Below are 25,953 nucleotides of genomic sequence, written 5' to 3'. Positions count from 1 at the left end.
GACATCCACACGCGGGTCTGCCGTCGTCGCGGCGCCTTTCAGGCCTCGGCGGCCGCGTCCACCTCGCAGGGCATGCAACGCTCTTTCTTGAACTTGATGTCTGCCGCGGTCTTCGCCAGCGCCTCGTAACGCTGGCGAATCTCTTCAAGGTGAGCGGGCTCCATCGATTCCAGGTTCAACAGCTCCTGGTTGGCATCCTTGCTGACCCGGATCAGCTCATCCAGCTTGATGTGCAGCGCGGCCGTATCGGCGTTCTGCGTATGCTGGATCAGGAACACCATCAGGAAGGTCACGATGGTCGTTCCCGTATTCACCACCAGCTGCCACGTATCATTGAAGTGGAAGGCCGGCCCGCTGGCGGCCCAGGTGATGATCACCCCCAGCGCGGCGACGAATGCGCCCAGGCTGCCGGACAATCGTGCCGTTGCGGCCGCCACACGGGCAAAACCGCGCCGGATCACGCGTCACCTCCCGCGGCCTCCTTATCCGTGCGGCGGTCTGGCAGCGTGACCCGCTCCCCAAGGCGCTTGGCCTGCTCTTCCGGGGTTGGTGCAGCAACAAAGGGAGAGATCGGGTCACTGGCGGGGAAGGTTTCCTGCAGCGCTTCGTCATGGTTGCGGCGGTTGTGCAGCTTCGCCTGCAGTGGACTGACAGGATCGGGATTCTGCGCTTCCGGGTCCGGGTGGGGAAGGTCTTTCTGATCACGTTGCATGGTGAATCTCCAGGTTGATCACCACCAGTCAGGTGGCGGGCCCAGCATAGGAGTGCACTGTGAGCGGCCCCATCAAGAGTGGGGCAACGTGATGTCAATCCTTCAGGCAATACGCGTTAACAATCAGCAGGGCGGGGGAGCGTTGCACCGGCCGCGACGGCGCCAGGCCATCACCTGGCCCACCACGGCCGTCAACAGCAGCATCGCATTGGTGACCACGAAGACGGTGCTGCCCAGCATCGCGCTGTACACCGTAAACAGCGCGGACGCGGTCATCTGGCCCACGAACAGCCACTTCGATACCGCTTCGGGGTTTGGCGACTGCCACTGCTTCACCATCTGCCGGATCAACGTCGCCATCAGGACCGCCGTGGCGATCCAGCCAAGTACATCGGGATGCATGATCGCCTCCTATCGTGCAGATGACTCACGCTAGCCCTTGGCCGCGCAACGGCGTAGCAAGGGGAGGTGAAAGTGGCATTCCACCTCCTGCGCCCTCACACCATTCACTCCGCAGCAGCGAGAATGGCCTACCGGGCGCGCCCATTGCGCGGCCCGCCCGCCGAATGCAGGAACGCTGAAATGTCCAACACCCCCTTTGGTGAATCGTCATGCGCTGCCGCCGCCAGCGGTTGCGTCAAGGTGCGTGGTGCCCGCGAGCACAACCTCAAGAATGTCGACGTTTCCATTCCGCGTAACGCACTGGTGGTTTTCTCCGGCGTATCAGGTTCCGGCAAGTCATCGTTGGCCTTCGGTACCGTGTTCGCCGAAGCGCAGCGGCGCTACTTCGAATCCGTCGCGCCCTATGCAAGGCGCCTGATCGACCAGGCGGGCGTGCCCGATGTGGATGCCATCGACGGGCTGCCGCCGGCAGTGGCCCTGCAGCAGCGCGGCGCCAGCAATGCGCGTTCATCGGTGGGCAGCGTGACCACGCTATCCAGCCTGGTGCGCATGATGTACTCGCGTGCCGGTGCGTACCCGGCCAACCAGCCCATGCTGTACGCCGAGGACTTTTCGCCCAATACGCCACAGGGCGCCTGCAGCACCTGCCATGGCCTGGGGCATGTCTACGAAGTAACCGAAGCGCTGATGGTTCCGGACCCGTCGCTGAGCATCCGTGAGCGCGCCATCGCTTCCTGGCCGCCGGCATGGCATGGCCAGAACCTGCGCGACATCCTGGTCACGCTCGGCTACGACATCGACATACCGTGGAAGAAGCTGCCGAAGAAGGACCGGGACTGGATCCTGTTCACCGAGCAGGCCCCCACCGTGCCGGTCTATGCCGGGTTCACGCCCGCCGAGACCCGCGCCGCACTGAAGCGCAAGCAGGAGCCCAGCTACATGGGCACCTATACCGGCGCGCGCCGCTACGTGCTGCACACCTTTGCCAATACCCAGAGCGCGCTGATGCGCAAGCGCGTGTCGCGCTACATGGAAGGCCGGTTGTGCCCGGCCTGCCACGGAAAGCGCCTGAAGCCGGAGGCGCTCTCGGTCACCTTTGCCGGGGTGGATATCGGTGAGTTCATGCGGCTGCCGCTGGACCAGCTGGCGGCGCTGCTGGAGCCCATCGCACAAGGTGATTTCGGCGCGCACAGCAAGGGCGCTCGCACCAACAGGAGCGCGACACCCCGCGATCGCGCCCGGAGGGCCGCGAGTGGCCAGGCGACCCACGAGGGCGCTCCGGACGTGCGCCTGACCTCGGCCTTGTCCGAAGAGAAGCGCCTCGCCGCACAACGATTGGCAGGCGGAGTCATGGCGCGTGTACGCCAGCTGCGTGACCTGGGCCTGGGCTATCTCTCGCTGGACCGTGCGACGCCAACCCTGTCAGCCGGCGAGCTGCAGCGCCTACGGCTGGCCACGCAGCTCAGCTCGCTGCTGTTTGGCGTGCTGTACGTGCTTGATGAACCCTCGGCCGGCCTGCATCCGGCCGACAGCCAGGCGCTGTACGACGCACTGGAACGGCTGCGCGACGGCGGCAACTCGGTGTTCGTTGTTGAACACGATCTGGAGCTGATGCGCCGCGCGCAGTGGCTGGTGGATGTGGGTCCGCAGGCGGGGGAACACGGCGGGCGCGTTCTCTACAGTGGCGAGCCCGACGGCCTGCGCCAGATCCAGGATTCACGCACGGCCCTGTATCTGTTCGACCAGGTGCCGGCGCCTGCCAGCCAACAGCGTAGCGCCAACCGCTGGCTGGAACTGAAGGGCATCCACCGCCACAACCTGCAGGGCGTGGACGCACAGGTGCCGCTGGGACTGCTGACAGCCGTGACCGGCATTTCCGGCTCCGGCAAGTCCAGCCTGATGGCGCAGGCGCTGCCCGAGCTGTTGCTGCTGCACCTCGGGCATGAGCCTGCCGACGACCGCGCCGATAGCGCGCCCACCGACGGACCGACCGTGATCGAAACGACGCGGGGCACATTGGCAGGCGATATGGACGCGATCCAGCGGGTGGTGCAGGTCGACCAGAAGCCCATCGGCCGCACGCCGCGCTCCAACCTGGCCACCTATACCGGGCTGTTCGATCACGTGCGCAAGCTGTTCGCCGCAACGCCGGCCGCGCGCCGCCGCCGTTTCGATGCCGGCCGCTTCTCGTTCAACGTGGCCAAGGGCCGGTGCGAGACCTGCGAGGGCGAGGGTTTCGTCAGCGTCGAGCTGCTGTTCATGCCCAGCGTCTATGCGCCGTGCCCCACCTGCCACGGTGCGCGTTACAACGACGCCACGCTGAAGGTGCAGTGGAATGACCGCAACATCGCCGAGGTCCTGCAGATGACGGTGGACCAGGCGCATGCGTTCTTCAGCGAGGAAGAGGCCATTTCCCGCCCGTTGCAGTTGCTGCAGGAGATCGGCCTGGGCTACCTGCGGCTGGGCCAGCCAGCCACGGAGCTTTCCGGGGGTGAGGCGCAACGCATCAAGCTGGCCACCGAGCTGCAGCGCAGCCAGCGCGGGCGCACGCTGTACGTATTGGACGAACCCACTACCGGCCTGCATGCATCGGATGCGGACAGGCTGCTGGTGCAGCTGCAGCGGCTGGTGGACGCGGGCAATACCGTGGTGATGATCGAGCACGATATGCGGGCGGTTGCACAGGCGGACTGGGTGATTGACGTAGGCCCCGGAGCTGGCGGGGCAGGGGGCACCATCGTCGCGAAAGGAACGCCGCAACAGGTGGCTCGCGCCAAAGGCAGCAGGACGGCGCCGTTCCTTGCCAGGGAGCTGGCGCTTATGTAGAGCCGAGCCATGCTCGGCTGACGAAGAATCCACGCACGTGGTTCCAGCACTGCACTCATCAACAGATGCGGGCTATGGACAATCAGGGCATCCACTGCAGTGCAGGTTGTACTCAACGGGCTCGGCGGTGATTCCAGACGCATCCTTCAAGGTAATCCGCTCCCTCCAGGTCAACGGGGGAGGGGGAATGACGGGAGGCGGGTAGAGCACGATGGGGTAGAAGCAGGCCCATGTGTAGTTGAGCGGGGAGGGCATCTTGTCCGGCAACGTTTCCGTGGCGGGTTCGCAGGGCCCGCTCGGGCACACGGGGCGCTCCAGCGTCAACTCTATCGGGAACTTCGGAACTCCCTTGTACGCAACCGGAACGGAAAATGGCCTGAAATAATTTTCAGTGCGATCTGCGATGCCGGTAACTTCAAAGGCCTCCGTCAATACGGAAACACCAAGTGCTGAAACCCGCTCGATGGGCATGTAGAACAGGTCGTTCTCAAATCCCGTGTCTTCACCGCCCCGGCCGTGAATGACGCCGAGGGCCGCATTGTTCGAAAAGACCGGCCCACCGCTGTCACCTTCGACGCTGAGAGGACCTGGAGAAAGGTTGCGTGCACGAATGTACCTGCCTATGCCCCCATTATGATTGGACCTTGAATTCATATCCTCAATGGTCCCGCAAGCGTAATGGCCGTGAATTCCACTCTTGCAGATCACATCCCCCACATGCGTCGAACTGGAGGGAAGTGTGCTGGTTATTTCGAGCGTCTGCGACGGACCGTTGATCAGGGAGATTTCATTTGTCTGCGCGTGGCGCGGGCCCCTGGGCGGCTCTTTATGCCACTGGACATCGTAGTCGCCTACGTTCTGCTCGCTCTGGAAAACGAGAGGCGCGGCAATGCCCTGATAGGTCAGCGTATTGTCACAGTGACCGGCCGTGAGGACGCCAAGCTCACGATCTGCGTCGAAGACGTTGAAGCCAGTAGTGCAACTGAAGGCAGTACCGGTCAACTTATGGCCGCCGGAGATTGCGGTAGTGACAGTAAAGCCTTTCACTTGCTTGATCGCCATGAAATCGATAGCGCCCAGCAATGGTCGGAGTGCGCGTCTAGCGGCCGCTTCATCCTTCACGTAAAAGGTCACAATGGACCGCTTGATATCAACGCCCGACTCGAACCCAACCTTCTTTGCGAGAAGCTGGGCCTCTGCCTCGGCTTGGGTCGCCAAGAGCATCTCGAGCGATTGAGCGGAAGTGCGGCCGGTAAATACAGGATCCTGCGTGTACTTTGCCAAGGTCTCTTTCGGCCTATTCGTGAACAGCACTACGATCTTGAATTCTGGCTCATGCTCAACGTACAAGCCACCAAACGTATCCGGCTCAGATGCCTGAATCCTGGCTTCCAGACCTGCCGCAGAGATCGATTTCATCGACCTGTATTTTGCTTCGGCCTCAGATACATTGAACGTTCGCGAGTAGGTGTGTGCCGTGGGGTTGCCAGTTATCGGCTGGCCGTGCAGGGAGAATGCGAACGCACCGAGGGCGGACAATGTCAGGGCACGCATGGATAGCTTCGTGCGCAGACTAATCATGGCTGCTCCTTTGCCTGACGCATCAAATGAATCGTCATGAGTGGGCCCGTACAGGCAGCCGGAATAGACGCAGCAAGACTCGAACGGAGCAGTTCACTTCCATGCCCCCCTCCGAATGATGCGGCGGTTCCGAATTCCATTATTTTCCCCGATCGGATGCTCTGCACGCCTACGGGAACGCCGCCCTTCATGGCCAGCGAGTAATCGTGAGGCCATGCTGCAAGATATGCCGTGCCACCTGGGTCCACGAAGTAGACACAGCCATTGATTGGCCTCAGTACCCCCCTGAGCAGTCCAGTTGCAAGGACCGCACTTTGCGCAGGCGAGAGCGTGACAAGTACCAGTGATCGGGCCTCCCTGGCGCTCGCCGACGGGGTCGCGGATGCGCCGCAGGTGGTCATCAGAAAAAGTAGAGCCGCAAGCGTTGCTGAAGAGCTGCCAGAGACCATGCCCATCCCCACCTCCATGTCACAACCGATTGATGGTCCGCCTGGAAATCAATCGCATTATCAGCAATTAGGTTGCAGCGGACTTGAAGGTATTGACTTTCCCCGCCGTTAACTGTGACCACTTTCACGAACGCGTATTTTCAGCTTACCCGCTCCCTCCCTGTAAAGCAGAGTTATTGTGTGAAGGAGGGGGAGGATTATTGTCGGGGGCCGAGGTTCTGGCATGGCCATTTCCACGCCCTTGCAGCCGGGCCCGGATGAAATTCTGCACCGCCCGAATCCACGCGGCGACGGCTCTGACCGGGAACGGACACGCGGCAGGGCAGAAACACGCTTATGTGGGACGGGCTCCGGCGCATTGCCGGAGCCCCTGTTGCTTACTTTTCCTGCAGGAAGCTCAGCAGATCCTGGTTGACCTTGTCCTTGTGGGTGTCGGTCAGGCCGTGCGGCGCGCCCGGGTAAACAATCAGCCTGGCGCCCTTGATCAGCTTCGCCGACTGGCGGCCGGAGATATCGATCGGCACGATCTGATCGTCGTCACCGTGAATGACCAGCGTCGGCACATCAAACTTCTTCAGGTCGGCGCGGAAATCGGTGGCCGAGAATGCAGCGATCGAATCGTACGTGTTCTTGTGGCCACCCTGCATGCCCTGCGCCCACCAGGCATCGATCAGGCCCTGCGATACCTTCGCGCCCGGGCGGTTGAAGCCGTAGAACGGGCCCGACGGGATGTCCTTGTACAGCTGCGCGCGGTTGTCCATCTGCGCCTTGCGGATGCCATCGAACACTTCGATCGGCAGGCCATTGGGGTTGTCGGCGGTCTTCAGCATCAACGGCGGCACCGAGCTGATCAGCACCGCCTTCTTCACCCGACCGATGCCATGGCGGCCGATGTAGCGCGCCACTTCGCCGCCGCCAGTGGAGAAGCCCACCAGGGTGACGTCATGCAGGTCCAACGTGTTGATCACCGTGGCCAGGTCATCGGCGTAGTGATCCATGTCGTTGCCATCCCAAGGCTGGCTGGAACGGCCGTGGCCACGACGGTCATGGGCAATGACGCGGTAGCCGTGGTTGGCCAGGAAGATCATCTGCGATTCCCAGCTGTCCGAGTTCAGCGGCCAGCCGTGGCTGAAGGTAACGACCGGGCCGTCCTTCGGGCCCCAGTCCTTGTAGTAGAGCTGCACGCCATCGGCGGTGGTGAGATAGCTGGCGGTGCGCGCGATGCTGGTGACTGCCGCCGGCTTGGCCGGTTCGGCGGCCTGCGCGGACAGGCCGGCCTGGACCGACAGGGCGAGGGTGGCAATGGCCAAGGTGCGGGCGAAGGTTTTCATGCGGGGCGTCTCATGGGTGGGTGGTGAGACGTACTTTGCGGCCGAAATCGGGCGCCTGGATGATGACATGTACGAATTTCTTGATAGATCGTCCTGAGCGAGCTCGCCCGCGCGAGAGGTCGCCGCGCCGCCCGTTGACAAGGTAGAACGCGCGTTCTACCTTGGCGCCGTGAACACAACCACCGAAACCCAGCAGAAGATCCTGGCCACGGCCGAGGCGCTGATCTACCAGAACGGAATCCACGCCACCGGCATGGACCTGCTGGTGAAGACCTCCGGCGTTGCCCGGAAGAGCATCTACCGTCACTTCGAAAACAAGGACCAGGTAGCCGCGGCGGCATTGAACGCGCGCGACGTGCGTTGGCTGGACTGGTTCCAGCAGGAGTGCGACAAGGCCGAAACCCCGGAAGCACGCATCCTCGGCATGTTCACCGTGCTCAAGGGGTGGTTCCAGTCCGAGGGCTATCGCGGCTGTGCCTTCATCAACACCGCAGGCGAGGTCGGCAACCCCGACGATCCGATCCGCCACATCGCCAGACATCACAAGCAGAAGCTGCTGGATTACACGCTGGAACTCACCACGCAACTGGGTATCCAGCAGCCGGAAGCACTGGCGCGGCAGCTGCTGGTTCTCATGGAAGGCGCCATCACCGTCTCGCGCGTGATGGGCGACTACGACGCCGCAGACACTGCAAGGGATGTTGCAAAGGTGTTGTTGGAGCAGGCCAGGCGCTGACGCCCGAGCCATCAAAGCCCGTCGAAGCACCCCGTTCATCCACTTGATTGGAGGCCCCACCGTGTCCATTGAAGCACCCCGTCCGCCACTTCCCCCGTTCACCCCTGAATCGGCCATCGAGAAGGTTCGTCTTGCCGAAGACGGCTGGAACACCCGCGATGCCGACAAGGTTTCGCTGGCCTATTCGCTGGACACCGAGTGGCGCAACCGCGCCGAGTTCACCCATGGCCGCGAGGAGGCCCGGCAGTTCCTGGCCCGCAAGTGGAACAAGGAACTTGAGTACCGGCTGATCAAGGAGCTATGGGCCTTCACCGACAACCGCATTGCCGTGCGCTACGCCTATGAGTGGCATGACGACTCCGGCAACTGGTTCCGCTCCTATGGAAACGAGAACCGGGAATTCGGCACCGATGGCCTGATGCAGCGCCGCTTTTCGTGCATCAACGACATGCCGATCAAGGAAAGCGATCGGAAGTTCCACTGGACACTGGGGCGTCGCCCGGATGATCACCCGGGGCTGTCTGATCTGGGTATGTGAGCACGGCTGGCCGACGTTCGCTTCACCCTCCATTGCGTAACCTACTCGTCGCAGTACGTCATGCCTCACGTTGAGGCATGACGCGCGCCAAGGCTAGAATCGAGTGCTTTCACTCGCAGAACAGGAGGCAGGACGCGACCGTGAGGGCATTTCCCATCATCATCGCAGCAGCACTGGTCGCGCCATCGCTCGAAGCGCGCGCGGCCGGCGAAGACCGCAATGCAGCGCCCCACTTCGATCTCGGTGGCGCAGTTCGATTCAACTATGGCTGGCTCGATTACGGGCCCACCAGCCGCCTGCAGCTGGAGTTGCTTCGCGCCGACATCGATGCCGGCAGCGGGCCTTTCTCCTTCTCTGCCCAGTACCGTTGGCATGATGGCTTCGACGCCATCCATCATGCCTATGCGGGTTGGCAGTTCACCGATGCCACGCAGCTGAAGGCCGGTATCCAGCAGGTGCCCTTCGGCCTGCTGCCCACGGTCTCGCAGAGTTTCTGGTTCGGGTCCGGGTATTACCTGGGCATCGAGGATAACTATGATCCAGGCGTTGTGGTGATTCACCAGGCCGGCAATACCACCTGGCACCTCGGCTGGTTCTCAGGTGACGAGTATGGAACCGGGGCGCGCTACGATCGCTATTCCTTCGATGTGGCGCAGACCGATGCGTTGCCGTATCGCGAACGGCAGCGATTCAATGCACGCGTTGAGCAATCGCGTCACTGGGCGGGCGGCGAGCTGTTGGTCGGCGCATCGGCCTTCGTAGGCAAGGTGCAGAACACCCGCAACCGCCGCCATCACGACCATCAGGCCGCGGCCGTCCACGCGCAGTGGAAGCGCGATGGCTGGACCACGCAGCTGCAATGGGCGCGGTACCGCTATAACGTGCCCGGCGAACGCATCGCACTGTCGGCATTCCAGGCCCCGTTTGAAATCGCGGCCGAGGCCGATGTGCCCAGTGCCAACGTTGCCTATTCCTTTGGCCCGCGCGGCTGGCTGGACGACCTGACCTGCTACAACAACCTCAGCATGACGCGCCCGGTGGGGCACAGCAGCGGGGTGCGCGACTCCTGGCAGAACGTTAGCGGTTGTAGCTTGCAGAAGGGGGTGATGCTCACTTATGTCGACTGGATTGCAGGCCGCAACATGTGGTTTGCCGGCGGCGATGGCATCGGCATCAACAACGGCGGCCCCTCGCGCTGGCATTCGCGGCTGAACCTCAATATCGGATTCTATTTCTGAGAGCAGCTGTGAGTCGGCTACGATGCTACGGCCGGCATCGTAGCCGGGGCAGGGGACGCAATGGACATGCAGACAGGGGGCGAACTCGATTCGCCGGCCAAGACCGATTCACAGGAACTGACCTTCCACTGGCTCTACCAGCGGGTGCAGGGGCTGGTTCAACTCAGCATCTCCCCCAAGGCGGGCAGGGTGGAGACGTGGGCGTTTCGCGTTGGTTTGGCCGCCGCGATCGTCGGCATTCTCTGTGGCCAGCTGCCTGATCGGTGGCTACCCGTCAGTGTGGTGTTGAAAGTGGTTGTTGCGTGCCTGTCGATCGAGATCGGAGGCTTCATTCTTGGAGGCGCTCTGGCCGCCCGCAGAGGCATCCGCCAGTTCAGTCAGCCACGGTTGTCGCACGCCATGGAGATGGACGGCGACTTCGCCCATTGGCAAGCCGTGGTTACCGAGCTTCGCAGTTTCCCTCGCATTGAGCGCGAGCGACGCTTGCGCTACGTCAGCACGCTCCGAACCAATATGATCGAGCGCATGGGCCTGATGTACGGCGGACTGCAACGCCTTGGGCCGTTCCCGCTGTTGATTGCGCTCTACCTGCAGTTCCGGGGATGGAAATGGGGCGACTGGGCTGGCGCTTTCGACGTCAGCCTGGTCGGCGCATTGTTGATCTTCGCCATGTTGCTGCTGTACCTGTTGGGCTGGATGCTGATCAGCATGCGCACCCGCCTGGACACTTACGTGGCCTTGCTCGAGGGCTCCATCCACGAACCTGAGCCGCCGCAGCCCGCGGCTCTGTAGAGTCGAGCCATGCTCGACTACGGCACGCCACATCGCGCCCCATCAGACACATCACCAGCAAGAATCTGCAGCACCCGATCCAACAGAACAGGTTCCGGCACGCCAGCCAGCACCTGCTCCAGGTAATCCAACGGCTCCAGTTGCCATTGGAGGAGCGCCCGCAACCGCACAACGGCGGGCGCCCGCTGCTTCGCGTCCAGTGAGACACGCAACAGCAGATGTCGCGAGCGCCTCTCCAGCAAGAGCACCGGAATGCCGTTGCAGCGAATCTGGAAAGAGACATCCCGTTGCCGTTCAACGAACTGGAAGCCCTGCCGAGGCCGAGCCTCCACGAACTGCACCGCGTGGCGGCGCAGCTGAGAAAAGCGATTGTCGGTGATGCTCTGGAACGCGAGCGGCTCGGGCACAGGCGGCGCCGACCACCAAGGTTGTGCCGCGACCACTGCCGCGAGGCACAGCGCTGTGGCCGCCCAGCGGCAGCAAGCCACTCAGCCCTCCGGGCGTACCCGATCGATGGCGTGCGCCGTGAGTCCCAGCCCGGCCATGATCAGCCCCTCCATGACGCGCGGGCCGACATACTGCTCCAGTTCACCGTTCTCGCGGGCACGCTGCGCGGCCAACAGGATCTCCAACACCACGCGAAGGCCCGCCAGCGAGCAGTCGGTGTCGGCCAGGGCGATGCGTCGGCCCGGCATCTGGTGGCGCTCCGGCCAGGGCTGGCCATCGGAGGCAGCGCCGGAGCCGATGCTATGCAGCAGGGCGATGAGCGTGTTCGGATCCAGTCCGGGGCCGTTGGCGGGCGCGTCGTAGATCGGGTGCGGGGCAGGGGAGTGGGGCTGGGTCATGGCTGGGCTCCTTGCGTGCATGCAGAAGCCGCCACCGATAAAGGTGGCGGACGGTGCGTGGTTCGAAACCCGGTGTTCGCTGAACCGGCAGGCACAAGGCCTCCACGCACCGCCCGCCATAGCCGGCCGACGGATTGCCAGCCGGCACCACACAGGGTGATGCCGGCTGGCAAGCGTTTACTTCAGCGAACTACCGGGGTTTCGAATCCCGGCCACCTGTTTTCGGTGGCACGGAAAGGAATACGCCCGGCTGTGCGCGATGCCAATGCAGTAAGGCCGATGCCGTCACCACTTTCAACATTTTCAGAATCGTTGCATGCGGCGTAATGAGGCGGGAGCCATGCCCTGTAAGGCTATCGGCGATGTCGATGGTGCAGTCCTGCGCGCTGTCGGCATCCGCCCGGCGAGGCCGTGAACGAGGCGGATGCGACAGGGTTGCCAAAGGCCGCCAGGCGTCAGCGGCCCTTCAACGCGGCCTTGGTCCGCTCCAGCCATGCGGCATTGTGGCTGCGCGCATGGCGCGACCAATGCTGGGCATCGTCGATGATGCTGGCGAACAGGCTGCGGGCCTGCTCACGGTCGGCAGGCTGCGGTTGCGCCATCAGCCACTCGGCGTAGAGGCAGCGGGCCGCCGCGTCGTTTCCGCATTCCACAGCGCGCTCGAACGCGGCGCGGGCGTCGGGCGACTGGGCAGCAGCCAGTGCCTGCGCGTAAAGCAGGGTCTGTTCCGGCTTGCGGCGCACGTCCGGATGGCGGGCAAACAGGTCGTCCAACGTCTCGACTGCAAGCGCGGCGTGCCCGGACTCGAGGCGAGCACGCGCCAGGCCGGTCAGGATGTAGGGGTCGTCGCCCAGTGGCGAGCTTGCGGCCTGCTCAAGCAGGGTTCTGGCTTCCTCCGCCTGGCCGGCATCCAGCAGCGTCATGCCAAGACGAACCCGGTTCTGCACGGTGGGCGTTCGCGACAGATCAGCACGTGCGGTGCGCAGGTCCTGACCCGGGTTCATGAGCTGCTTGGCGGAGCGGATGGCCTGACGGGCGCCGCGCGAGTTGCGGGCTTCCGGGAAGTAGATCGCAAGGAAGTAGACGACGCTGCCCAGCAGCGGGAACGAGAAGAGCAGGATGAGCCAATAGAGGCTCTGGCCCGAGCGGATGGCGTGCACCGCGAAGTAGATGGCTGCCAGTACATGGAGTCCGATTCCGATATAGGGCATGTGTGCCGCCTCGTCCTTGTGAGGGTTGGCACTATAGTGGGGGAGCGGTGGGTCGCCAATGGGGTGGTGTCGACTGGGCGTGACGCGTCACGTAAATTGGGTTGGATTCTGCTAGGCGGAGCGCTGCATGTCACTATGTGGCGGGGTTGCCTTGATGGAAGGGATGCATGGAGCGTACGCAGAAAGCGCTAACGATGGCCGATGTTGCCGGATGGGGCTCGGCGCTGGTCACGTTTGGCTTGATTCAAGGGGCCTTCTATCTGAAGGCGTATTGGGGGCACTTCGGCCTGGATCCCTTTCAGTTTGTTGCGGTGAGTGAGCTTGCGCTGGCAGGGCTTGCGGGCATTGGCATGGTGTTGTTCTTCATACTGATTGCGCTGCTGTTTGGAGGGTGGGTCGAAGGAAAGGTGACAGCGAGGCCGTCCCGAGCCAATCTGCTGATGTGGCTGACCCTGGCCCTTTGTCTTGTTGGAATGGGCGCCTTGCTTTGGTTGTCCAATGCCTGGCCCGTTTTGATAGGTGTGGTGCTGACGGGCATGTGTGCAATGGTGGTGCGCCTGTCCCCAGTGTTGCCGGCCGCCGTGAAGGACTCGCCGTGGCTGGTCTATGCGCTCGTGATGATTGTCTATGTCCCGATCTCGTCAAACTGGCTTGGCTTCGAGCGCGCCAAGTCGATTACTTCTGGCAGCAGCGAGTACACGGTCAATGTGACCATTGATGAGAAGGTGCAAGGCAGCTTGGGCCTAGTAGGGCGTTTGGGTGATAGCTATGTGCTTTGGGATCCGTCGCGGAAGGCTGCAATTCTTGTGCCTGTGAGCGACGTGAGCAGACTGGAGATCGTGCGAAAGGCCGTTTTGCCCTCAAAGCCAGTCCAGTCGCGATTAGGGATGTTTATCAAGGGTAGGCCGGATGACCTCCTCTAGCCGTAAGCAGACATCGGACGAAGTACGGGATTCGGATTCTTATCGAGGGTGTAACGGTTGCACCAGACAGTTGAATTCTGTCGGCATACGCGCTTATCTCCAATCAATGCTCTCAGGCCAGCATCGACTGCTGGGCGAAGATTCCCGCCATTGCGCCCTGCGACGTTGCCTGGGTTACCGAGGGCAAGAAGGGCGTGGTGAGATCGCCCGCGGCGTAGATACCGGGCACGCTGGTCTGGCGGCGCTCGTCTACCTTAAGGGTGATGCCGGCGGGCGTCTCCACCGTGGTGAGGCCCAGTGACTCGTGCAGATTTGCCGAAGGTCTATTCCGCGGATGCGCAAACAGGATGTCGACGGCCACCTTGCTGCCCGTATCAAGATTGACGGTAGAGATATGACCTCCATGATGTGCGATCTCGACCATCCGGCCATCGACGACGGATATGTTTCGATGCTCCAGATCGACCCGGATGTCGGGAGGAATGTCGTGACCATCAGCGATGACCGTCAATCTGTCGGTCCAGTCGAGGAACAGCCTGGCCTGATTGTGCGACTGCGGGCCGGACCAGACGAGTCCCCAATGCTGTCCCGCAACCTCAAAACCGTCACAATAGGGGCAAGGGACCACGGATTTTCCCCAGCATTCTGCAAAACCTGGAACATCGGGGATCTGGTCAACCACACCATAGCTAAGGATCAAGCGGCGTGCGCCAAGACGCATGCCATCCTCCGTCAGCACTGAGAAGTCATCGATCGTGCCGAAAATGCCTTCGGCACGTGCCTTGACCAGGCTGATCGCCGGATAACGGGCCAGCTGCGACCGTGACTCCGCCAGAATATCCAGTGGCGGCTTGTGATCGTGACCAAGCAGTCCATGCGAATGGCCGGCGAATCGATTGCGCGGCAGGCCGGTATCGAGAACGGTGACTTTCCGACGGGCGCGGCCAAGCTGAAGTGCGGCCGCGAGGCCGGCAAAGCTGCCGCCGATAATAATGACGTCATTCATACTGATAGCTCCGTGATGGCAGTGGAAGGGCAGCAGGTGCTCTGGCTCATGCGGTCCAACAATGCACGCAAGAAGTGCCAGAGGATGCAACCCAGTTGCGATGATCTATCCACGTGAACTGTACTGCTGAAAAGCCCGATGAAACACGCTCAACATTGCGCCGGCATTGGTCGCCGGCTGCGGCGCCACCTGCAGGGAATTTGCCTGCAGCAGCAACTGAAGGTACAGACTGGCGTGCTCTTCTGCCCTCTCGACTCCCTTGCGAGCCAAGGCCGAGCAAATGTATGCCCTAAAGGGGGCAAGGTAAGCGTTCCAGAGCTCGGCGTAAGCGGTTGTGCCAGTTACGGAATGGCGGAGCGCCCCGCAGAAGCGTCGACACACCTCCACCTGAGCCAGCTTCTGGATCGCCAGGGAGACATAGTCCAACTCCTCTTTGAGGTCCGCCCCAGGGTGAGTACGTATAACGAGCTCGGGAAGGCTCGATGCGTGAAGATTCATGACGGCCGTGAAGAGGTGCGCCTTGTCACGATAGTGTGCATAAACAGTCGCCTTGGTGTACCCCGCGAGATCGGCGATCTGCTGCATGCACGTATTGTCGTAGCCGGAGGACTGGAACGCTTCGGCGGCGGCTTCAAGAATGCACGCCCGGGTATGCGCGCGCGCACGCTCCCAACGCTTCGCAGATCCATTCATCTCAGGAGCGCCCGCCATGCGCCTTGGGCTTGGTCAGCCCAAAGGCCCTTCGCAGACTGGCATCCACTGGCGCGGCAGGCATGAAGCGCCGCAACTTCGCCAACAGCGACGCGTGGCCCGCGGGTGCGCGACGCATCTTCCAATTGCCGAGAACCGCCTCGACGATGGTACCGGCCACGAGCGCTGCGTCCGTGCCCTCATCGGACGCGCGAGCGATCGCATCCAGTGCGAGTTCGCGCTCGAAGTCGTAGTCGGCGATGGATGTACTGGCTCGTTGTGTATTCATCTTGAATCCAGTGTTGGTAAAGGAGGGCTGCACCAGAGTGACCCGTATCCCAAACTGACGAACCTCGTGATCCAGGCTCTCCGACAGCCCTTCCAAGGCATGCTTGCTGGCCGCGTAAACGCCCATGTAAGGTCCAGGGAGAAATCCGAGCACAGAGCTCACGTTGATGATCTGACCAGCGCGCTGCGCTCGCATGGAGGGCAGTACGGCCCGAATGGCCCTGATCACGCCTAGGACATTCGTGTCGAACAACGACTCGACTTCAGCTACTTCGGTCTCCTCCACTGCACCAATCAGGTTGTGACCCGCGTTGTTCACCAGAGCGTCAATGCGCCCCTCCCTGGCAAAGATGATGGCCACTGCACGATCAATGCTTGCCTGCTCACGGACATCAAGCTGTACCAGCGTCACGCCCTTGATCGGCTGCGCATGTTCAAGCTGGCGAACGCTGCCATATACCACACAACCTGCGTTGGCCAGCGCCTTTGCGCTGGCTTGCCCGATTCCGGAAGAGACGCCGGTGACCAGAACAATCTTCTTTCCCATGGCTGCATTCTGGATTGGATGCGCGTTCATGTGATGGAGTGCTCCTCAGTGCGCAGGCCCGAGCGCCGGCTCGACTGCATCGGGTAGGGATGGCTTGATCTTGAACCAGATCGCGTACATCGCTGGCAGGAAGACCAGCGTGAGGACGGTTCCTGCCAATGTCCCGCCGATCAACGTGTACGCCAGCGTTCCCCAGAACACCGAATGCGTCAGGGGAATGAAGGCCAGAATCGCAGCCAGCGCCGTCAGGATGACTGGGCGCGCCCGCTGCACAGTCGCCTCGACGACCGCATCAAATGCACCCAGCCCTTCCTGCTCGTTCTGATGGATCTGCCCGATGAGGATCAGGGTGTTGCGCATCAGAATGCCCGACAGCGCGATCAATCCAACTAGCGCGTTGATGCCAAAGGGCTGCTGGAAGAGGAGCAGCGTAGGCACCACGCCGATGAGGCCTAGCGGACTGGTGGCGAACACCATGATCATTGCGGCGATTGAGCGCACCTGCAGAATGATGATGAGTAGGGTAAGGGCGATCATGATGGGAAACAGTGGGAGCATCGCCGTCGTAGCTTTGCCGGACTCCTCGATCGCACCGGCCTGTTCGATGCGGTAGCCGGCCGGGAGCCGCTCGATCAGCGGCTGCAAATCCTTCAGGACTACCGTCGAGACATCAGGCGGCTGGAGGCCCTCGGCAATGTCGCCGCGGACCGTGATGGTGGGTGTGCGATCACGTCGACGCAGGATAGGATCCTCCATACGTACTTCTACGGTTCCCACCTGCGAGAGCGGGACGCGTTGACCGGCACTGCCGACCAATGTGAAGTCTGCAATCTTCTCGGGATCCAGGCGCGTATCGCCCGCTGCGCGGCCTACCACCTGCACGGAGCGAATGTCCTCGCGCACGTCGGTGAGCGGTGCACCACTGAGCAGAAACTGTAGTTGCGAGGCCACCGAGTTTGAGGTCAGTCCCACGGCATTGAGGCGATCCTGGTTCAGCGCAAAGTGCAATGTCGGAGTGCGGGGACCCCAGTCCGTATTTACCGTGCGCATCATCGGGTTGCTGCGCATGATCAGGCCCACTTGATCAGCGAGCTCGCGCAACTTGTCCGGGTCCGGCCCCATGACCCGGTAGGCGACCGGGAACGGGGATGGCGGACCAAACACGATCTGGGTGACCCGTACCTGCGCTTCGGGTACCAGACCGCTGGCGATTGCTTCGCGCAACCGGAACTTCAGAACTTCGCGCTCCTTGTCATCACCAGCGAGCACCACGATTTTGGCAAACGACGGGTCCGGCAGTTCCGGCGCCATCGCCAGGAAGAAGCGTGGAGCCCCCTGACCGATGTAGGCGGTGACAATACGTGCCTCTTCCTGCTTTGCCAGCCAGGCCTCGACTTTCGACGTTGCGGCACTGGTCTGCTGGATGGAGGTGCCATAAGGCATCTGCACCTCGACCAGTACTTCGGGCCGATCCGAGGTAGGAAAGAACTGCTTCTTGACCACGCCCATGCCGATGACGGCCAGCGCGAACAGGCCGACCACCGCGCCGGCGACCAGCCATTTGCGCGCGATCACGCGCGTCAGAAATGCGCGGAAGCGGTTGTAGTTGCGAGTGTTGTAGATGGCCTGATGCCCGCCCTCCACGGTCTTGATGTCGGGCAGCAGCTTCACGCCAAGATAGGGCGTGAACACCACGGCCACCACCCAGGACACGATGAGCGCTATGCCAACAATCCAGAACATGTTGCCGGTGTATTCGCCTGCGGTGGATCGGGCGAAACCGTTGGGCATGAACCCAATGGCGGTGACCAACGTGCCGGACAGCATCGGTGCAGCAGTGTGGCTCCACGCGTAGGCCGAGGCAGCCACACGACTGTAACCCTCCTCCATCTTCACGACCATCATCTCAATGGCGATGATGGCGTCGTCCACAAGCAGCCCCAGGGCCAGGATGAGCGAGCCTAGCGTGATGCGGTCAAAGTTCTTGCCCGTGGCGGCCATGATGACGAAGACTGCTGCAAGCGTCAGGGGCACGGCCGCTGCGACAACGATGCCGACGCGCCAGCCCATGCTGATGAAGCAAACCAGCATCACAACAAGCAGCGCGACAAAGAACTTGACCATGAACTCGTCGACCGCCGAACTGATGTTCACGGCCTGATCGGTTACTTTGGTGAGCGAGATGCCAAGAGGCAATTGTTCGTTGATCTTGCCAACCTCGGACTCCAGTGCCTTGCCAAGATCCAGTCCGTTCCAGTCGTCACGCATGACGACGCCCAGCAGCAGCGCAGGCTCCCCGTTGTTGCGAACGAAGAACGTCGCGGGGTCTTCGTAGCCGCGCTCAACTGTGGCGACATCGGATAGCTTTAGAGTATGTCCCCGCGCCACGATCGGCGTCTGACGGATCTTCTCCAGGCTATCGAAGGCGCCGTCCACCCGAACGAAGACCTGCGGTCCGCGGGTGTCGATCGAACCGGCAGGCGTCAGCAGGTTCTGGCTGTTGAGGGCCGTGAATATGTCCTGGGGGGTGACGCCTACGGTAGCCAACCGATCATGCGAGAAGGATACGAAGATGCGCTCGGGCTGCTCGCCAATGATGTTGACCTTCTTGACACCAGGCACGTGCAGCAGCTGCTGTCGCAGCACCTCTGCATCGCGTACCAGAAGCCGCTGTGGCTCGCCTTTGGCTTTCAGTGCGAAAAGCGCGAACGTCACGTCTGCATATTCGTCATTGAGAATCGGCCCGATAACACCAGCCGGTAGTCTCGCTGCCTCGTCTCCAAGCTTCTTGCGCGCTTGGTAGAACTCCTCCTGCACCTGCGAGGGCGGCGTCGCATCGCGCAGGGACAGCATCGTGAAGGCCAATCCTGGCCGCGTGTAGGTTTCGGAACGGTCGTACCAACGCAGTTCCTGCAAACGCTTCTCCAGCGGCTCGGCTACCAGGTCCTGCATTTCCTGCGCCGTTGCCCCTGGCCACGCAGTGACGACGGTCATCTGCTTGATCGTGAACGGGGGATCCTCGGCACGGCCAAGCTGGAAGAAGGCCAGGACCCCCGCCACCGTGATCAGGAACAGTAGAAAGACGGTTATGGGGCGCTCGCGAACTGCCAGCGAGGAAAGATTGAAGCGGCCTTCGCTCATGGCTGAGCTCCATTGCGTGCGTCCTTGCCCTCACCCAAGGGCGTGACCACCTGGCCATTCCTTATGAGATGAGCGCCAAGCGAGATGACCTTCTGCCCGGATTGCAGATCGCCCTTGACCTGCGCCATGTCATCCGAGAGTCCTACCACTTGAACGGGGCGCCAGACGGCCTTGACGGGCTTGCCCTCCAGTACCCAAACCCCGTTCCCTTTCCCGGGATCGAACAGGGCGCCAATCGGCACCAGAAGTGGAGCAGTCGCTGAGGCGTTAACTGCGATTTCCACCGTCACCGTGGCGCCCAGAGGAGCCTCTGCCGACGAGCCGTCCAGGACGTAGCGGGCCTCATAGGTGCGTGTCAGCGGGTCAGCCGCGTCAGAGAGCTGCCTAAGTCTGGCAGGTACTGGACTTCCGCGATCCCCGTAGAGTTTGGCCTGCCCGACCGTGCCCAAGGCGGGGCGCAGTGTCTCGGGGAGCTGCACGATGGCTTCACGCTCTCCTGCTCTGGCCAGTCGGACGACGGGTTGGCCGGCGCTAACTACCTGGCCCGGCTCGGCCAGCGTCTCCATGACGACTCCGTCAGCATCGGCTAGCAACTCTGCGTAGCGATTGGCATTGCTTGCCACCTGCGCTTGGGCTATGGCGGCACTGAGCTGGGCGCGTGCTGCATCAGCTGCGGCCTTGCTCTGGTCGTATGACGAGGCCGAGATGGCGCCCGTACCGAGCAGGGTGCGATACCTCGCCTCATCGGCAATAGCCTGCCGGGCTTGGGCTTGTGCGGCTACGACGGCCTGCTGCTGTGCCTGCGCCGACAGCTGAAGGTCGGCCGGGTCGATTCGCATCAGGACCTGCCCGCGCCGGACCTTCTGTCCAGCATCGACCAAGCGTTGCGATACCTTCCCTGAAACGCGGAATCCGAGATCGCTCTGGACCCGCGCCGCTACCGTTCCTGTGAATGTGCGAGACGCAGCGCTGTCTCCCCCCACAGTCGCCGTGCGGACCAAGGGCGCCTTTGTTCTAGGGTCTGGCGGCGCTTCAGTACCGCAGCCGACCAGGGCAACGGCAAGTGCAATGAATAATGAATTGTTAACAATCTGCCGCATGGGAGTTCCGTCGATCCGACTTGGACGGAACTTTGCTACGTGTGACCAAACTAGTCAATAGTCACTAAGCAGCCTCTTCAGGGAGACAAGCTCCGCAGAACGAGGCTGCAAAGCAGCGTGGGGGCCTGATCGTTGTGGTCAAGACTATGCGGCAATAGGAGAGGGTTCAGGTAAGGGCGCAGCACGAGATAGATGGCGTCGGTCGCTTCATCAAGAGGCGTCTTGCGCTCAAAATCACCTGAATCCCGACCTTGCAGCAGAAGCTGCTGAAGCAGAGCGCGCAGTCTGTCTTCGTATGCCAGCACGGAAGGCCAATGCTCTGCGGCAGCTGACTGCGCGATCTCATAGAGCTTCCGGTCCTGGGAGAGGAGCCGCTGGTGAGCCTCGGTTGATGCCTTGAAAAGCTTCCTCATCCGCTCTGCAGGCTGCTCTACACCCTCGAGCGCCTGACCGATTTCCTGTTCAAGTTGTGCCAGACAGTTGGAGCAGATCGCCTCGCCAATGGCCTGCTTCGATTCGAAGAATTTATAGACGTACGCCTTTGAAAAGCCGATCGCCTTGGCCAAGTCAGAAACGGTGGTTTTCTCGTACCCGTAGTGACTGAAGTGTTCAGTAGCCGCAACAACAATCTGGTCGCGGATATCGTGCGTGGCCGGCCCACGGCCGGGACCAGCTGGGGCAGTTGCAGTGTTCATCTGCGAAGCTTAACCAAGCTTCCATGAACCATCAACGTGTGACGAACTGCGGGTACTAGTCACTTAATTGCTCGCATGCGCGCTTCTGGCCGGAAGCGGACTGGGACTGTCTGATGTGCTATGCGACCTGCAAACCGAATACCGAAAAGCGAAAGCCCGCACGCCTGGTGGCATGCGGGCTTCCCATGGCATCGCTCGCTCGATCCAGAAGGCGTCCTACGACTGCACTTCAGCCCGGAACGCGATCTCGATCAACTGTTCGGGGAAGGCGAGCGCCGAAACTCCGATGAGGTTGCTGGCCACCTGCGGGACAGCCTGGCCATAGACGGCAGGCCTGACCTTGCCGCTGGCGGCGAACGCAGCCGGCACATCGATTACGAAAAGGGTTTCTTCCACCACATCCGCCAGCGATCCACCCAGCTCGGCCAACAACACCTGGGCGTTCTCATAGGTGCGCTTCATCTGCGCCTCCATGGTGTCGAAGTTGGCAGGCTTCCCATCAGCCCCCAGAGCCGCCGGCGCTACCAGTTGGCCCTCCGGCGTGTGTGAGAGCTGGCCTGACACGAAGATCGAATTGTTCACGCGCACCGCCTGCACGTAACCATATGCCGATTCCCACGGCACGCCAAAGCTGGCCGTCCTGCGGTTGGATGTGCTCATTTCGTTGTCCTTCTTAGAGGAAAGGCAGCAGTCTGCCGGTAGGCTCGGAAGCCCGCCTGCCCCGAAAGGGTAATGCGAGAGTAGCTGCGCAAGCCCCAGAGTCCGCTCCTGGCCAGAAGCGGACATCGGCGGGGCAGGGGATTAGGAAGATTTATCGGGGGTAAGGTTGAGGGCGACAGGCTATCACCCGCAATTGGGACGGTCTGGATCAGCCCCGCTCCTTGAGAATAGGAAGCGGCTACGGACCCATGTGCTCCTCGTCCTCCCATTCCAGCGATGACTGTTCCTTCAGGAAGCGCGACGCTTTGAAAGAGGGGACGGGGGGAGGGCGCCGAGCTTCATTGAGCAGCCGATGAAACCACCAGTGCTCGGGAGAATCGGGGACCACTCCCGGAAGAGGAAGAAAACGATACATCCCGGGTATCGGTCCGTCCTCATAGACCACCGACCGGTGGTAGACGGGTTGGATGTAACGATACAACGCCCATGTGATGTTATTGATCAGTTCTGCCAGCCAGCTTCCGTAGTAGATAAAGACGTTCTCTCCCAAGTGCTCACGGAAGTCATCCAACGCGAACGGGATCTGGGCCAATGGAACGTTGTGGCCATGCTCAGCAAGCAGGGCTTGCACCTGCTGCGCAACGCCCGTCAGGCGCGCCAGGTTGTGCTTGGCTTGATTCCCCGCGATTTTCAGTAGTTGCAGACGGGTGACTGACAGCCTCGCATGGACGTTTATGTTTCCCAGCCAGAACTTTGGATGAATCACTTCATCGAGCCAAGTGCGTAGATCTGCGACGGCGTCGGCAAGAGCGTGAGCGTGCCCCGCGCCGGATAACCTCGGGTTGGCGCCGGCCCGCTCCAGCACCTCCAGGCACGACATCTTTTCGCCTAGAAGTGCCTTGCTACCCCCCTCATGAACGAAGTCCAGCAAGCGGATGTAGAACAGATCGCGATGGGGCGTCGATCTGAAGAGCACCTGCACTTCCCCGGGGTGGCCGGTCAAGGGCAAGAACTCCATCAGCAGCCGGTTCACCAAATCGCGCAGCGCCTCAAAGGCAACGCTCAGGCCGATGGCTTCCAAGGTTTCTGGGGACGAGGAGCTGGACATGGCTTGCTAAGAGAGGAAAGCTTCATGCAATCATGGCCCATCCGCACTCTGGCGGACAGCGATGGGCAAGGCTAAGCATTCCCTCAAGACGGTGAACGTCTACACGGACTCCTTTCGGGATATGGTCAACGCGTGTGTGCGGTGGCGAGGAGAGCCAGCCATGCGGCTCCGGTGTCTGCTTCGACATCTTCTGCGTCCCAGTACTTGCTGTGGGCGAGTGGCATGGTATCGGCGGTCCCCGAGCAACATGCCGTTGGCGGAACGATAGCTACCGAACTGCCTACCGGCACCCTAGCGTGCCGCACCGCCATCTCAGCAGTCGCGACGGCGCTAATCGAGACCAGGGTGCTGGCGGACTGAAAGTGGTCCTTCGCCTGCGTGATCGACCGATGGTCGGTCGGGACCATCAGTGTGGTTAGAGCGACTCCCTGGCGACCACCCTCAAGGCTTTGAAGGCCCGACTCACCATGCTTGGCCCGGAAGCAGTCGGCCGGCTCCGGGCCAACGAGCAGGGGAGGGGGCATGCCGAGACCAGCCGAACGAGGGCCGCGAGCGGCCTCGCGACGGCGCAGGCCCGCTTGGCGACGCGGTTCGGGCCAAGCCTGCGGGAGCGCCAGGCCGGGGACAAGCCCCCCCCCCCGGATTGGCCAGACTTCGCGCCCGCGCGCAGCGATAATGTGCCGGCCATCTACACAAACACCCTGCTCTCGAGCACGCGCGCAAGTTCCTAGGACATGCCACCAACCAAGAGAATCGCGGCATCCCGCACCGCCAATATACGGAGTCCGAGTTGAGCGTCATCAATATTCCGTGCGATGAACAAGAGGCCCTGCGAGAGGTCAATGTGCAGGCGTTGGATCGGGAGATTTCAGCTTCCCTGGACGCCCGGCGACTAGGATCGCCATTGCGCGACTTACGGCTGGACAGTTGCGGGCCGTTTATCGCCGCCAGGCTTCGCGAGTTCGATGTGGCGCTACAGGCCTACGCGGGAGCCAAGGCGACGAAGAAGTTAGCTGACACCGGTGAGCGCGCCCGCCGTGCCGGCAGCAACTTGGGCAACGCGGTTCGGCAGATGCAGCAGCGGGTCGAGACGCAGGAAATGGAAGGTCAGCGCTTCTTCGTCGACGACCAAATCATTCCACCGAGCAATTTCACGAGGACGCTGTCGGTGCGGGTGCACTACCGCTGGCGCCCGTCGGCCGAGGCCGAGTGGGCGCACGGTACTATCACGTTCACTCACTCGCATGATCCACACCCTGACTACTCAGTGCCGGCCCCAAAGCGAAAACCGAGCGCCAGTCAGCGTGCGCAGGATTTGCAGGACGAGCTTTGGCGCGAGTGGGAGCAACTAATGAACAACGGGCTCCATTCGCTTGCCGAGTACTTTCGGCAGGGCGGCGACGGCGCAGCGATCCCGAAAACTTTCCAGGCGCGCGCCGACGCCTTCCATCGTCGGCTCAACAACTTCAGCTGCCGGTTTTGGCTCGAGCCAGCAGGTAGGACGTAGCAGGCTACGGAGCGATGGATTCTGGAGGCGCCATGGTTCGCACCGAGGCAAGGTCGGCGCGTACTGGGCGCCGCTGGGATGGCCATCGGCATGTGGCTCCGCGGTCGCCAAAGCGCCGGTGACGAGCGATCGCTGGCGCTTCAGCTCAATTTAGTAGTTGGGCGACCTTCGTCTTGAGCGCGGCGATGCGTCGCGAAACCGACGCGTGGCCGCGCAGACCCGACTCGCGCGCGATGGTGGAGGCACTCTTGCCGAGCCGCAGGGCTATCACAAGGCGACGCTCTTTCTGATCGAGCATTGCGATCACATCGCGGAACAGAACCTGCTCGTACGGCTCGTTGGGCTCCAGCGCATAAGCCGGTGCATCGTCGATGGTCTCGACTAAGTCGACTTTCAATTTCGCCCGTTTGGAATAGAAGCTGCGCTCGAAATCCTCTTTGATCCAGGAGTTCGCGGCCGAGAAGTCCTCGTGCGTCCGGTGGCGGTGCAGCAGCTCGACCACCGGATCGAGCGACTCGAGGACACCGTCGCCGTCGATCGCGCTCTGAAGCACCTCCTCGCGCTCGTCGGCATCAAACTCGTCCCAGACGTCGCCGCCCATCAGAGGCCGCTGGATATCGAACACGTGTCTCTCTTCCTCAGGCAGGCCGGCCAAGATACCGGCGCGTAACTCTGCGAGCGGCTTCCAGGTCTCGTCTTCGTGCGTCGTGGGAGCGAAGAATTCATCGCGCCTGGCCAGTGCCAGGCGATATAGGCGGTGTGCCCAGTATGGGGTGTCGCCGGCGAGCAGTCGCAGTGGCGAGCGCGCGTTGAAGGCGCCTTGACCCAAACGCGCTCGCGGAGACAAGCGCGTCCAGATGTAGTGCGCAAATGCAGCTCGTGCCCGCGCACCGTAGTCTGCAGGCAAGTCGTTGTGCATGTACATCAGGCCCATCATAGAGCGTCGGCGTTCGAGACCAGCCTTGGCCAGGATGTCGTCGGGCAACAGGCCGGCCAGCATGACGTCGAGCTCGGAGTTCCCGCCGTAGGTTGGCACCAAGATCATGTTCGGGTTGCGCCGTTCCTCGAGGTAAGGAACGAACGGCTTCAACCCTTCGATGGCTTCTCCCGACCGCACAAATCCGGCCCTTCGCAGACGCCCAAAACAATAGCGCTGTGCTGCCTTATTTGCGCCGGAGGCCAGTCCACTGACTCCGCGCAAGTCGCGTTCTGCGAGCTAGCCAGGCAGCCCAACAGACAAATGAGACCGCAAATCCGACGATTAACATGGCAACCAGCATGATCTCTCGATCAGTGTCGTTCATTGAGGGAGTCTCGGAAGTTGAGCCTTAGCGTCTATGCCATGGTACCTGACGCTTCGGAGTGCAAGTGCGGGCGCGATGGCTGCATTTGAAGTTCTTTCGAAAGAATCCTTAGCTTGAGCCCGCCCAAGCGCGGGCAGCATGGCTGCATCTTGGCTTGAAGCACTCGGCATGCCAGGCCGGAATAGGATCGTAGGATGAAGAGCAAAGACTCATGTTCCAAAGGCGCTGTGTTCGAACGCGGAACACTTTTACTTGGCGCTTGGTAACAGATTTACCTGCTTCGTCAATTCTCAATAGAATCAACAAGGGGCACGATCCTAAGC

The 25,953-nt window shown here is 61.9% G+C and carries 24 protein-coding genes; 7 read left to right on the top strand and 17 right to left on the bottom strand.

Annotation, left to right across the window (positions count from 1 at the left end):
* Positions 1 to 38 precede the first annotated feature (38 nt).
* From ACZK13_RS10765 to ACZK13_RS10755, 3 genes are all read right to left on the bottom strand, one after another.
* Positions 39 to 461 (bottom strand): low affinity iron permease family protein, encoded by a 423-nt coding sequence (locus ACZK13_RS10765; protein ID WP_071228246.1) that lies wholly within the window; start codon positions 459 to 461, stop codon positions 39 to 41.
* Complete coding sequence (locus ACZK13_RS10760; protein ID WP_049463392.1) at positions 458 to 712, bottom strand: hypothetical protein; 255 nt, start codon at positions 710 to 712, stop codon at positions 458 to 460. The genes ACZK13_RS10765 and ACZK13_RS10760 overlap by 4 nt, the downstream gene beginning before the upstream one ends.
* A 123-nt stretch (positions 713 to 835) precedes the next feature.
* Positions 836 to 1,114, bottom strand: coding sequence for a hypothetical protein (locus ACZK13_RS10755; RefSeq protein WP_219630815.1), 279 nt, complete (start codon positions 1,112 to 1,114; stop codon positions 836 to 838).
* 180 nt (positions 1,115 to 1,294) lie between these two features.
* Between ACZK13_RS10755 and ACZK13_RS10750 the strand changes: the two genes are divergently transcribed.
* Positions 1,295 to 3,940, top strand: a complete 2,646-nt coding sequence (locus ACZK13_RS10750; protein WP_478481617.1) for an excinuclease ABC subunit UvrA — start codon at positions 1,295 to 1,297, stop codon at positions 3,938 to 3,940.
* Positions 3,941 to 4,012: 72 nt separating this feature from the next.
* Here ACZK13_RS10750 and ACZK13_RS10745 read toward each other — a convergent pair whose 3' ends face one another.
* Together ACZK13_RS10745 and ACZK13_RS10740 are read right to left on the bottom strand one after the other, a co-directional pair.
* The gene (locus ACZK13_RS10745) at positions 4,013 to 5,521 is read right to left on the bottom strand and encodes a S1 family peptidase (RefSeq protein WP_346484574.1); all 1,509 of its coding nucleotides are present in this window, start codon (positions 5,519 to 5,521) and stop codon (positions 4,013 to 4,015) included.
* Positions 5,522 to 6,347: 826 nt separating this feature from the next.
* Positions 6,348 to 7,301, bottom strand: coding sequence for an alpha/beta fold hydrolase (locus ACZK13_RS10740; protein WP_478481614.1), 954 nt, complete (start codon positions 7,299 to 7,301; stop codon positions 6,348 to 6,350).
* 169 nt (positions 7,302 to 7,470) lie between these two features.
* Between ACZK13_RS10740 and ACZK13_RS10735 the strand changes: the two genes are divergently transcribed.
* The 4 genes from ACZK13_RS10735 to ACZK13_RS10720 all read left to right on the top strand — a co-directional run bounded on the left by ACZK13_RS10735 (position 7,471) and on the right by ACZK13_RS10720 (position 10,605).
* Positions 7,471 to 8,037: a TetR/AcrR family transcriptional regulator gene (locus ACZK13_RS10735; RefSeq protein ID WP_478481612.1), complete on the top strand. Its 567-nt coding sequence runs from the start codon at positions 7,471 to 7,473 to the stop codon at positions 8,035 to 8,037.
* A gap of 61 nt (positions 8,038 to 8,098) precedes the next feature.
* Positions 8,099 to 8,575 (top strand): nuclear transport factor 2 family protein, encoded by a 477-nt coding sequence (locus ACZK13_RS10730; RefSeq protein ID WP_478481610.1) that lies wholly within the window; start codon positions 8,099 to 8,101, stop codon positions 8,573 to 8,575.
* Between the two features lie 140 nt (positions 8,576 to 8,715).
* The gene (locus ACZK13_RS10725; RefSeq protein WP_478481609.1) at positions 8,716 to 9,813 is read left to right on the top strand and encodes a hypothetical protein; all 1,098 of its coding nucleotides are present in this window, start codon (positions 8,716 to 8,718) and stop codon (positions 9,811 to 9,813) included.
* Between the two features lie 60 nt (positions 9,814 to 9,873).
* A complete protein-coding gene (locus ACZK13_RS10720) occupies positions 9,874 to 10,605 on the top strand; it encodes a hypothetical protein (RefSeq protein WP_478481608.1) in 732 nt (243 codons plus the stop codon).
* A gap of 17 nt (positions 10,606 to 10,622) precedes the next feature.
* Here the strand turns inward: ACZK13_RS10720 and ACZK13_RS10715 are convergent, their stop codons facing one another.
* From ACZK13_RS10715 to ACZK13_RS10705, 3 genes are all read right to left on the bottom strand, one after another.
* The gene (locus ACZK13_RS10715) at positions 10,623 to 11,012 is read right to left on the bottom strand and encodes a hypothetical protein (RefSeq protein ID WP_478481607.1); all 390 of its coding nucleotides are present in this window, start codon (positions 11,010 to 11,012) and stop codon (positions 10,623 to 10,625) included.
* 81 nt (positions 11,013 to 11,093) lie between these two features.
* Entirely contained in the window at positions 11,094 to 11,450 is a 357-nt protein-coding gene (locus tag ACZK13_RS10710) for a hypothetical protein (protein WP_478481606.1), read from the bottom strand.
* A 455-nt stretch (positions 11,451 to 11,905) separates the two neighbouring features.
* Positions 11,906 to 12,661, bottom strand: coding sequence for a tetratricopeptide repeat protein (locus ACZK13_RS10705; RefSeq protein ID WP_478481604.1), 756 nt, complete (start codon positions 12,659 to 12,661; stop codon positions 11,906 to 11,908).
* Between the two features lie 167 nt (positions 12,662 to 12,828).
* Between ACZK13_RS10705 and ACZK13_RS10700 the strand changes: the two genes are divergently transcribed.
* Positions 12,829 to 13,584, top strand: coding sequence for a hypothetical protein (locus ACZK13_RS10700; protein ID WP_478481603.1), 756 nt, complete (start codon positions 12,829 to 12,831; stop codon positions 13,582 to 13,584).
* A gap of 112 nt (positions 13,585 to 13,696) precedes the next feature.
* On the opposite strand, the gene ACZK13_RS10695 is transcribed toward ACZK13_RS10700, so the two are convergent.
* The 8 genes from ACZK13_RS10695 to ACZK13_RS10660 all read right to left on the bottom strand — a co-directional run bounded on the left by ACZK13_RS10695 (position 13,697) and on the right by ACZK13_RS10660 (position 22,819).
* Positions 13,697 to 14,590, bottom strand: a complete 894-nt coding sequence (locus ACZK13_RS10695; RefSeq protein WP_478481601.1) for an NAD(P)/FAD-dependent oxidoreductase — start codon at positions 14,588 to 14,590, stop codon at positions 13,697 to 13,699.
* 105 nt (positions 14,591 to 14,695) lie between these two features.
* Positions 14,696 to 15,175, bottom strand: a complete 480-nt coding sequence (locus ACZK13_RS10690) for a TetR/AcrR family transcriptional regulator (protein WP_478481599.1) — start codon at positions 15,173 to 15,175, stop codon at positions 14,696 to 14,698.
* Positions 15,176 to 15,284: 109 nt separating this feature from the next.
* Positions 15,285 to 16,145, bottom strand: a complete 861-nt coding sequence (locus ACZK13_RS10685; RefSeq protein WP_478481598.1) for an oxidoreductase — start codon at positions 16,143 to 16,145, stop codon at positions 15,285 to 15,287.
* Positions 16,146 to 16,160: 15 nt separating this feature from the next.
* Positions 16,161 to 19,256 (bottom strand): efflux RND transporter permease subunit, encoded by a 3,096-nt coding sequence (locus ACZK13_RS10680; protein WP_478481596.1) that lies wholly within the window; start codon positions 19,254 to 19,256, stop codon positions 16,161 to 16,163.
* Positions 19,253 to 20,356, bottom strand: a complete 1,104-nt coding sequence (locus ACZK13_RS10675) for an efflux RND transporter periplasmic adaptor subunit (protein ID WP_478481595.1) — start codon at positions 20,354 to 20,356, stop codon at positions 19,253 to 19,255. The genes ACZK13_RS10680 and ACZK13_RS10675 overlap by 4 nt, the downstream gene beginning before the upstream one ends.
* Positions 20,357 to 20,433: 77 nt before the next feature.
* The gene (locus tag ACZK13_RS10670) at positions 20,434 to 21,051 is read right to left on the bottom strand and encodes a TetR/AcrR family transcriptional regulator (protein WP_478482503.1); all 618 of its coding nucleotides are present in this window, start codon (positions 21,049 to 21,051) and stop codon (positions 20,434 to 20,436) included.
* Positions 21,052 to 21,267: 216 nt separating this feature from the next.
* Positions 21,268 to 21,711 (bottom strand): RidA family protein, encoded by a 444-nt coding sequence (locus ACZK13_RS10665; RefSeq protein ID WP_478482502.1) that lies wholly within the window; start codon positions 21,709 to 21,711, stop codon positions 21,268 to 21,270.
* A gap of 238 nt (positions 21,712 to 21,949) precedes the next feature.
* Positions 21,950 to 22,819 carry a hypothetical protein gene (locus ACZK13_RS10660; protein WP_478482501.1) on the bottom strand — a complete coding sequence of 290 codons (870 nt, stop codon included), beginning with the start codon at positions 22,817 to 22,819 and terminating at the stop codon, positions 21,950 to 21,952.
* A 790-nt stretch (positions 22,820 to 23,609) separates the two neighbouring features.
* Here ACZK13_RS10660 and ACZK13_RS10655 point away from each other — a divergent pair.
* Positions 23,610 to 24,326, top strand: coding sequence for a hypothetical protein (locus ACZK13_RS10655; protein WP_478482500.1), 717 nt, complete (start codon positions 23,610 to 23,612; stop codon positions 24,324 to 24,326).
* Positions 24,327 to 24,471: 145 nt separating this feature from the next.
* Here the strand turns inward: ACZK13_RS10655 and ACZK13_RS10650 are convergent, their stop codons facing one another.
* Complete coding sequence (locus ACZK13_RS10650) at positions 24,472 to 25,416, bottom strand: hypothetical protein (protein WP_478482499.1); 945 nt, start codon at positions 25,414 to 25,416, stop codon at positions 24,472 to 24,474.
* Positions 25,417 to 25,953: the final 537 nt, after the last annotated feature.

The organism is Stenotrophomonas sp. 99219_Sma (assembly GCF_056480785.1).
This window is presented reverse-complemented; position numbering and strand designations above follow the sequence as displayed.

Excerpts from the sequence above, each read along its gene's own strand:
- ACZK13_RS10720 (WP_478481608.1), top strand. The coding sequence starts at position 9,874 with ATGGACATGCAGACAGGGGGCGAACTCGATTCGCCGGCCAAGACCGAT.
- ACZK13_RS10750 (WP_478481617.1), top strand. The coding sequence starts at position 1,295 with ATGTCCAACACCCCCTTTGGTGAATCGTCATGCGCTGCCGCCGCCAGC.
- ACZK13_RS10675 (WP_478481595.1), bottom strand. The coding sequence starts at position 20,356 with ATGCGGCAGATTGTTAACAATTCATTATTCATTGCACTTGCCGTTGCC.
- ACZK13_RS10755 (WP_219630815.1), bottom strand. The coding sequence starts at position 1,114 with ATGCATCCCGATGTACTTGGCTGGATCGCCACGGCGGTCCTGATGGCG.
- ACZK13_RS10705 (WP_478481604.1), bottom strand. The coding sequence starts at position 12,661 with ATGCCCTATATCGGAATCGGACTCCATGTACTGGCAGCCATCTACTTC.
- ACZK13_RS10670 (WP_478482503.1), bottom strand. The coding sequence starts at position 21,051 with ATGAACACTGCAACTGCCCCAGCTGGTCCCGGCCGTGGGCCGGCCACG.
- ACZK13_RS10660 (WP_478482501.1), bottom strand. The coding sequence starts at position 22,819 with ATGTCCAGCTCCTCGTCCCCAGAAACCTTGGAAGCCATCGGCCTGAGC.
- ACZK13_RS10665 (WP_478482502.1), bottom strand. The coding sequence starts at position 21,711 with ATGAGCACATCCAACCGCAGGACGGCCAGCTTTGGCGTGCCGTGGGAA.
- ACZK13_RS10690 (WP_478481599.1), bottom strand. The coding sequence starts at position 15,175 with ATGCAGCAGATCGCCGATCTCGCGGGGTACACCAAGGCGACTGTTTAT.
- ACZK13_RS10700 (WP_478481603.1), top strand. The coding sequence starts at position 12,829 with ATGGAGCGTACGCAGAAAGCGCTAACGATGGCCGATGTTGCCGGATGG.
- ACZK13_RS10760 (WP_049463392.1), bottom strand. The coding sequence starts at position 712 with ATGCAACGTGATCAGAAAGACCTTCCCCACCCGGACCCGGAAGCGCAG.
- ACZK13_RS10745 (WP_346484574.1), bottom strand. The coding sequence starts at position 5,521 with ATGATTAGTCTGCGCACGAAGCTATCCATGCGTGCCCTGACATTGTCC.
- ACZK13_RS10710 (WP_478481606.1), bottom strand. The coding sequence starts at position 11,450 with ATGACCCAGCCCCACTCCCCTGCCCCGCACCCGATCTACGACGCGCCC.
- ACZK13_RS10680 (WP_478481596.1), bottom strand. The coding sequence starts at position 19,256 with ATGAGCGAAGGCCGCTTCAATCTTTCCTCGCTGGCAGTTCGCGAGCGC.
- ACZK13_RS10695 (WP_478481601.1), bottom strand. The coding sequence starts at position 14,590 with ATGAATGACGTCATTATTATCGGCGGCAGCTTTGCCGGCCTCGCGGCC.
- ACZK13_RS10740 (WP_478481614.1), bottom strand. The coding sequence starts at position 7,301 with ATGAAAACCTTCGCCCGCACCTTGGCCATTGCCACCCTCGCCCTGTCG.
- ACZK13_RS10685 (WP_478481598.1), bottom strand. The coding sequence starts at position 16,145 with ATGAACGCGCATCCAATCCAGAATGCAGCCATGGGAAAGAAGATTGTT.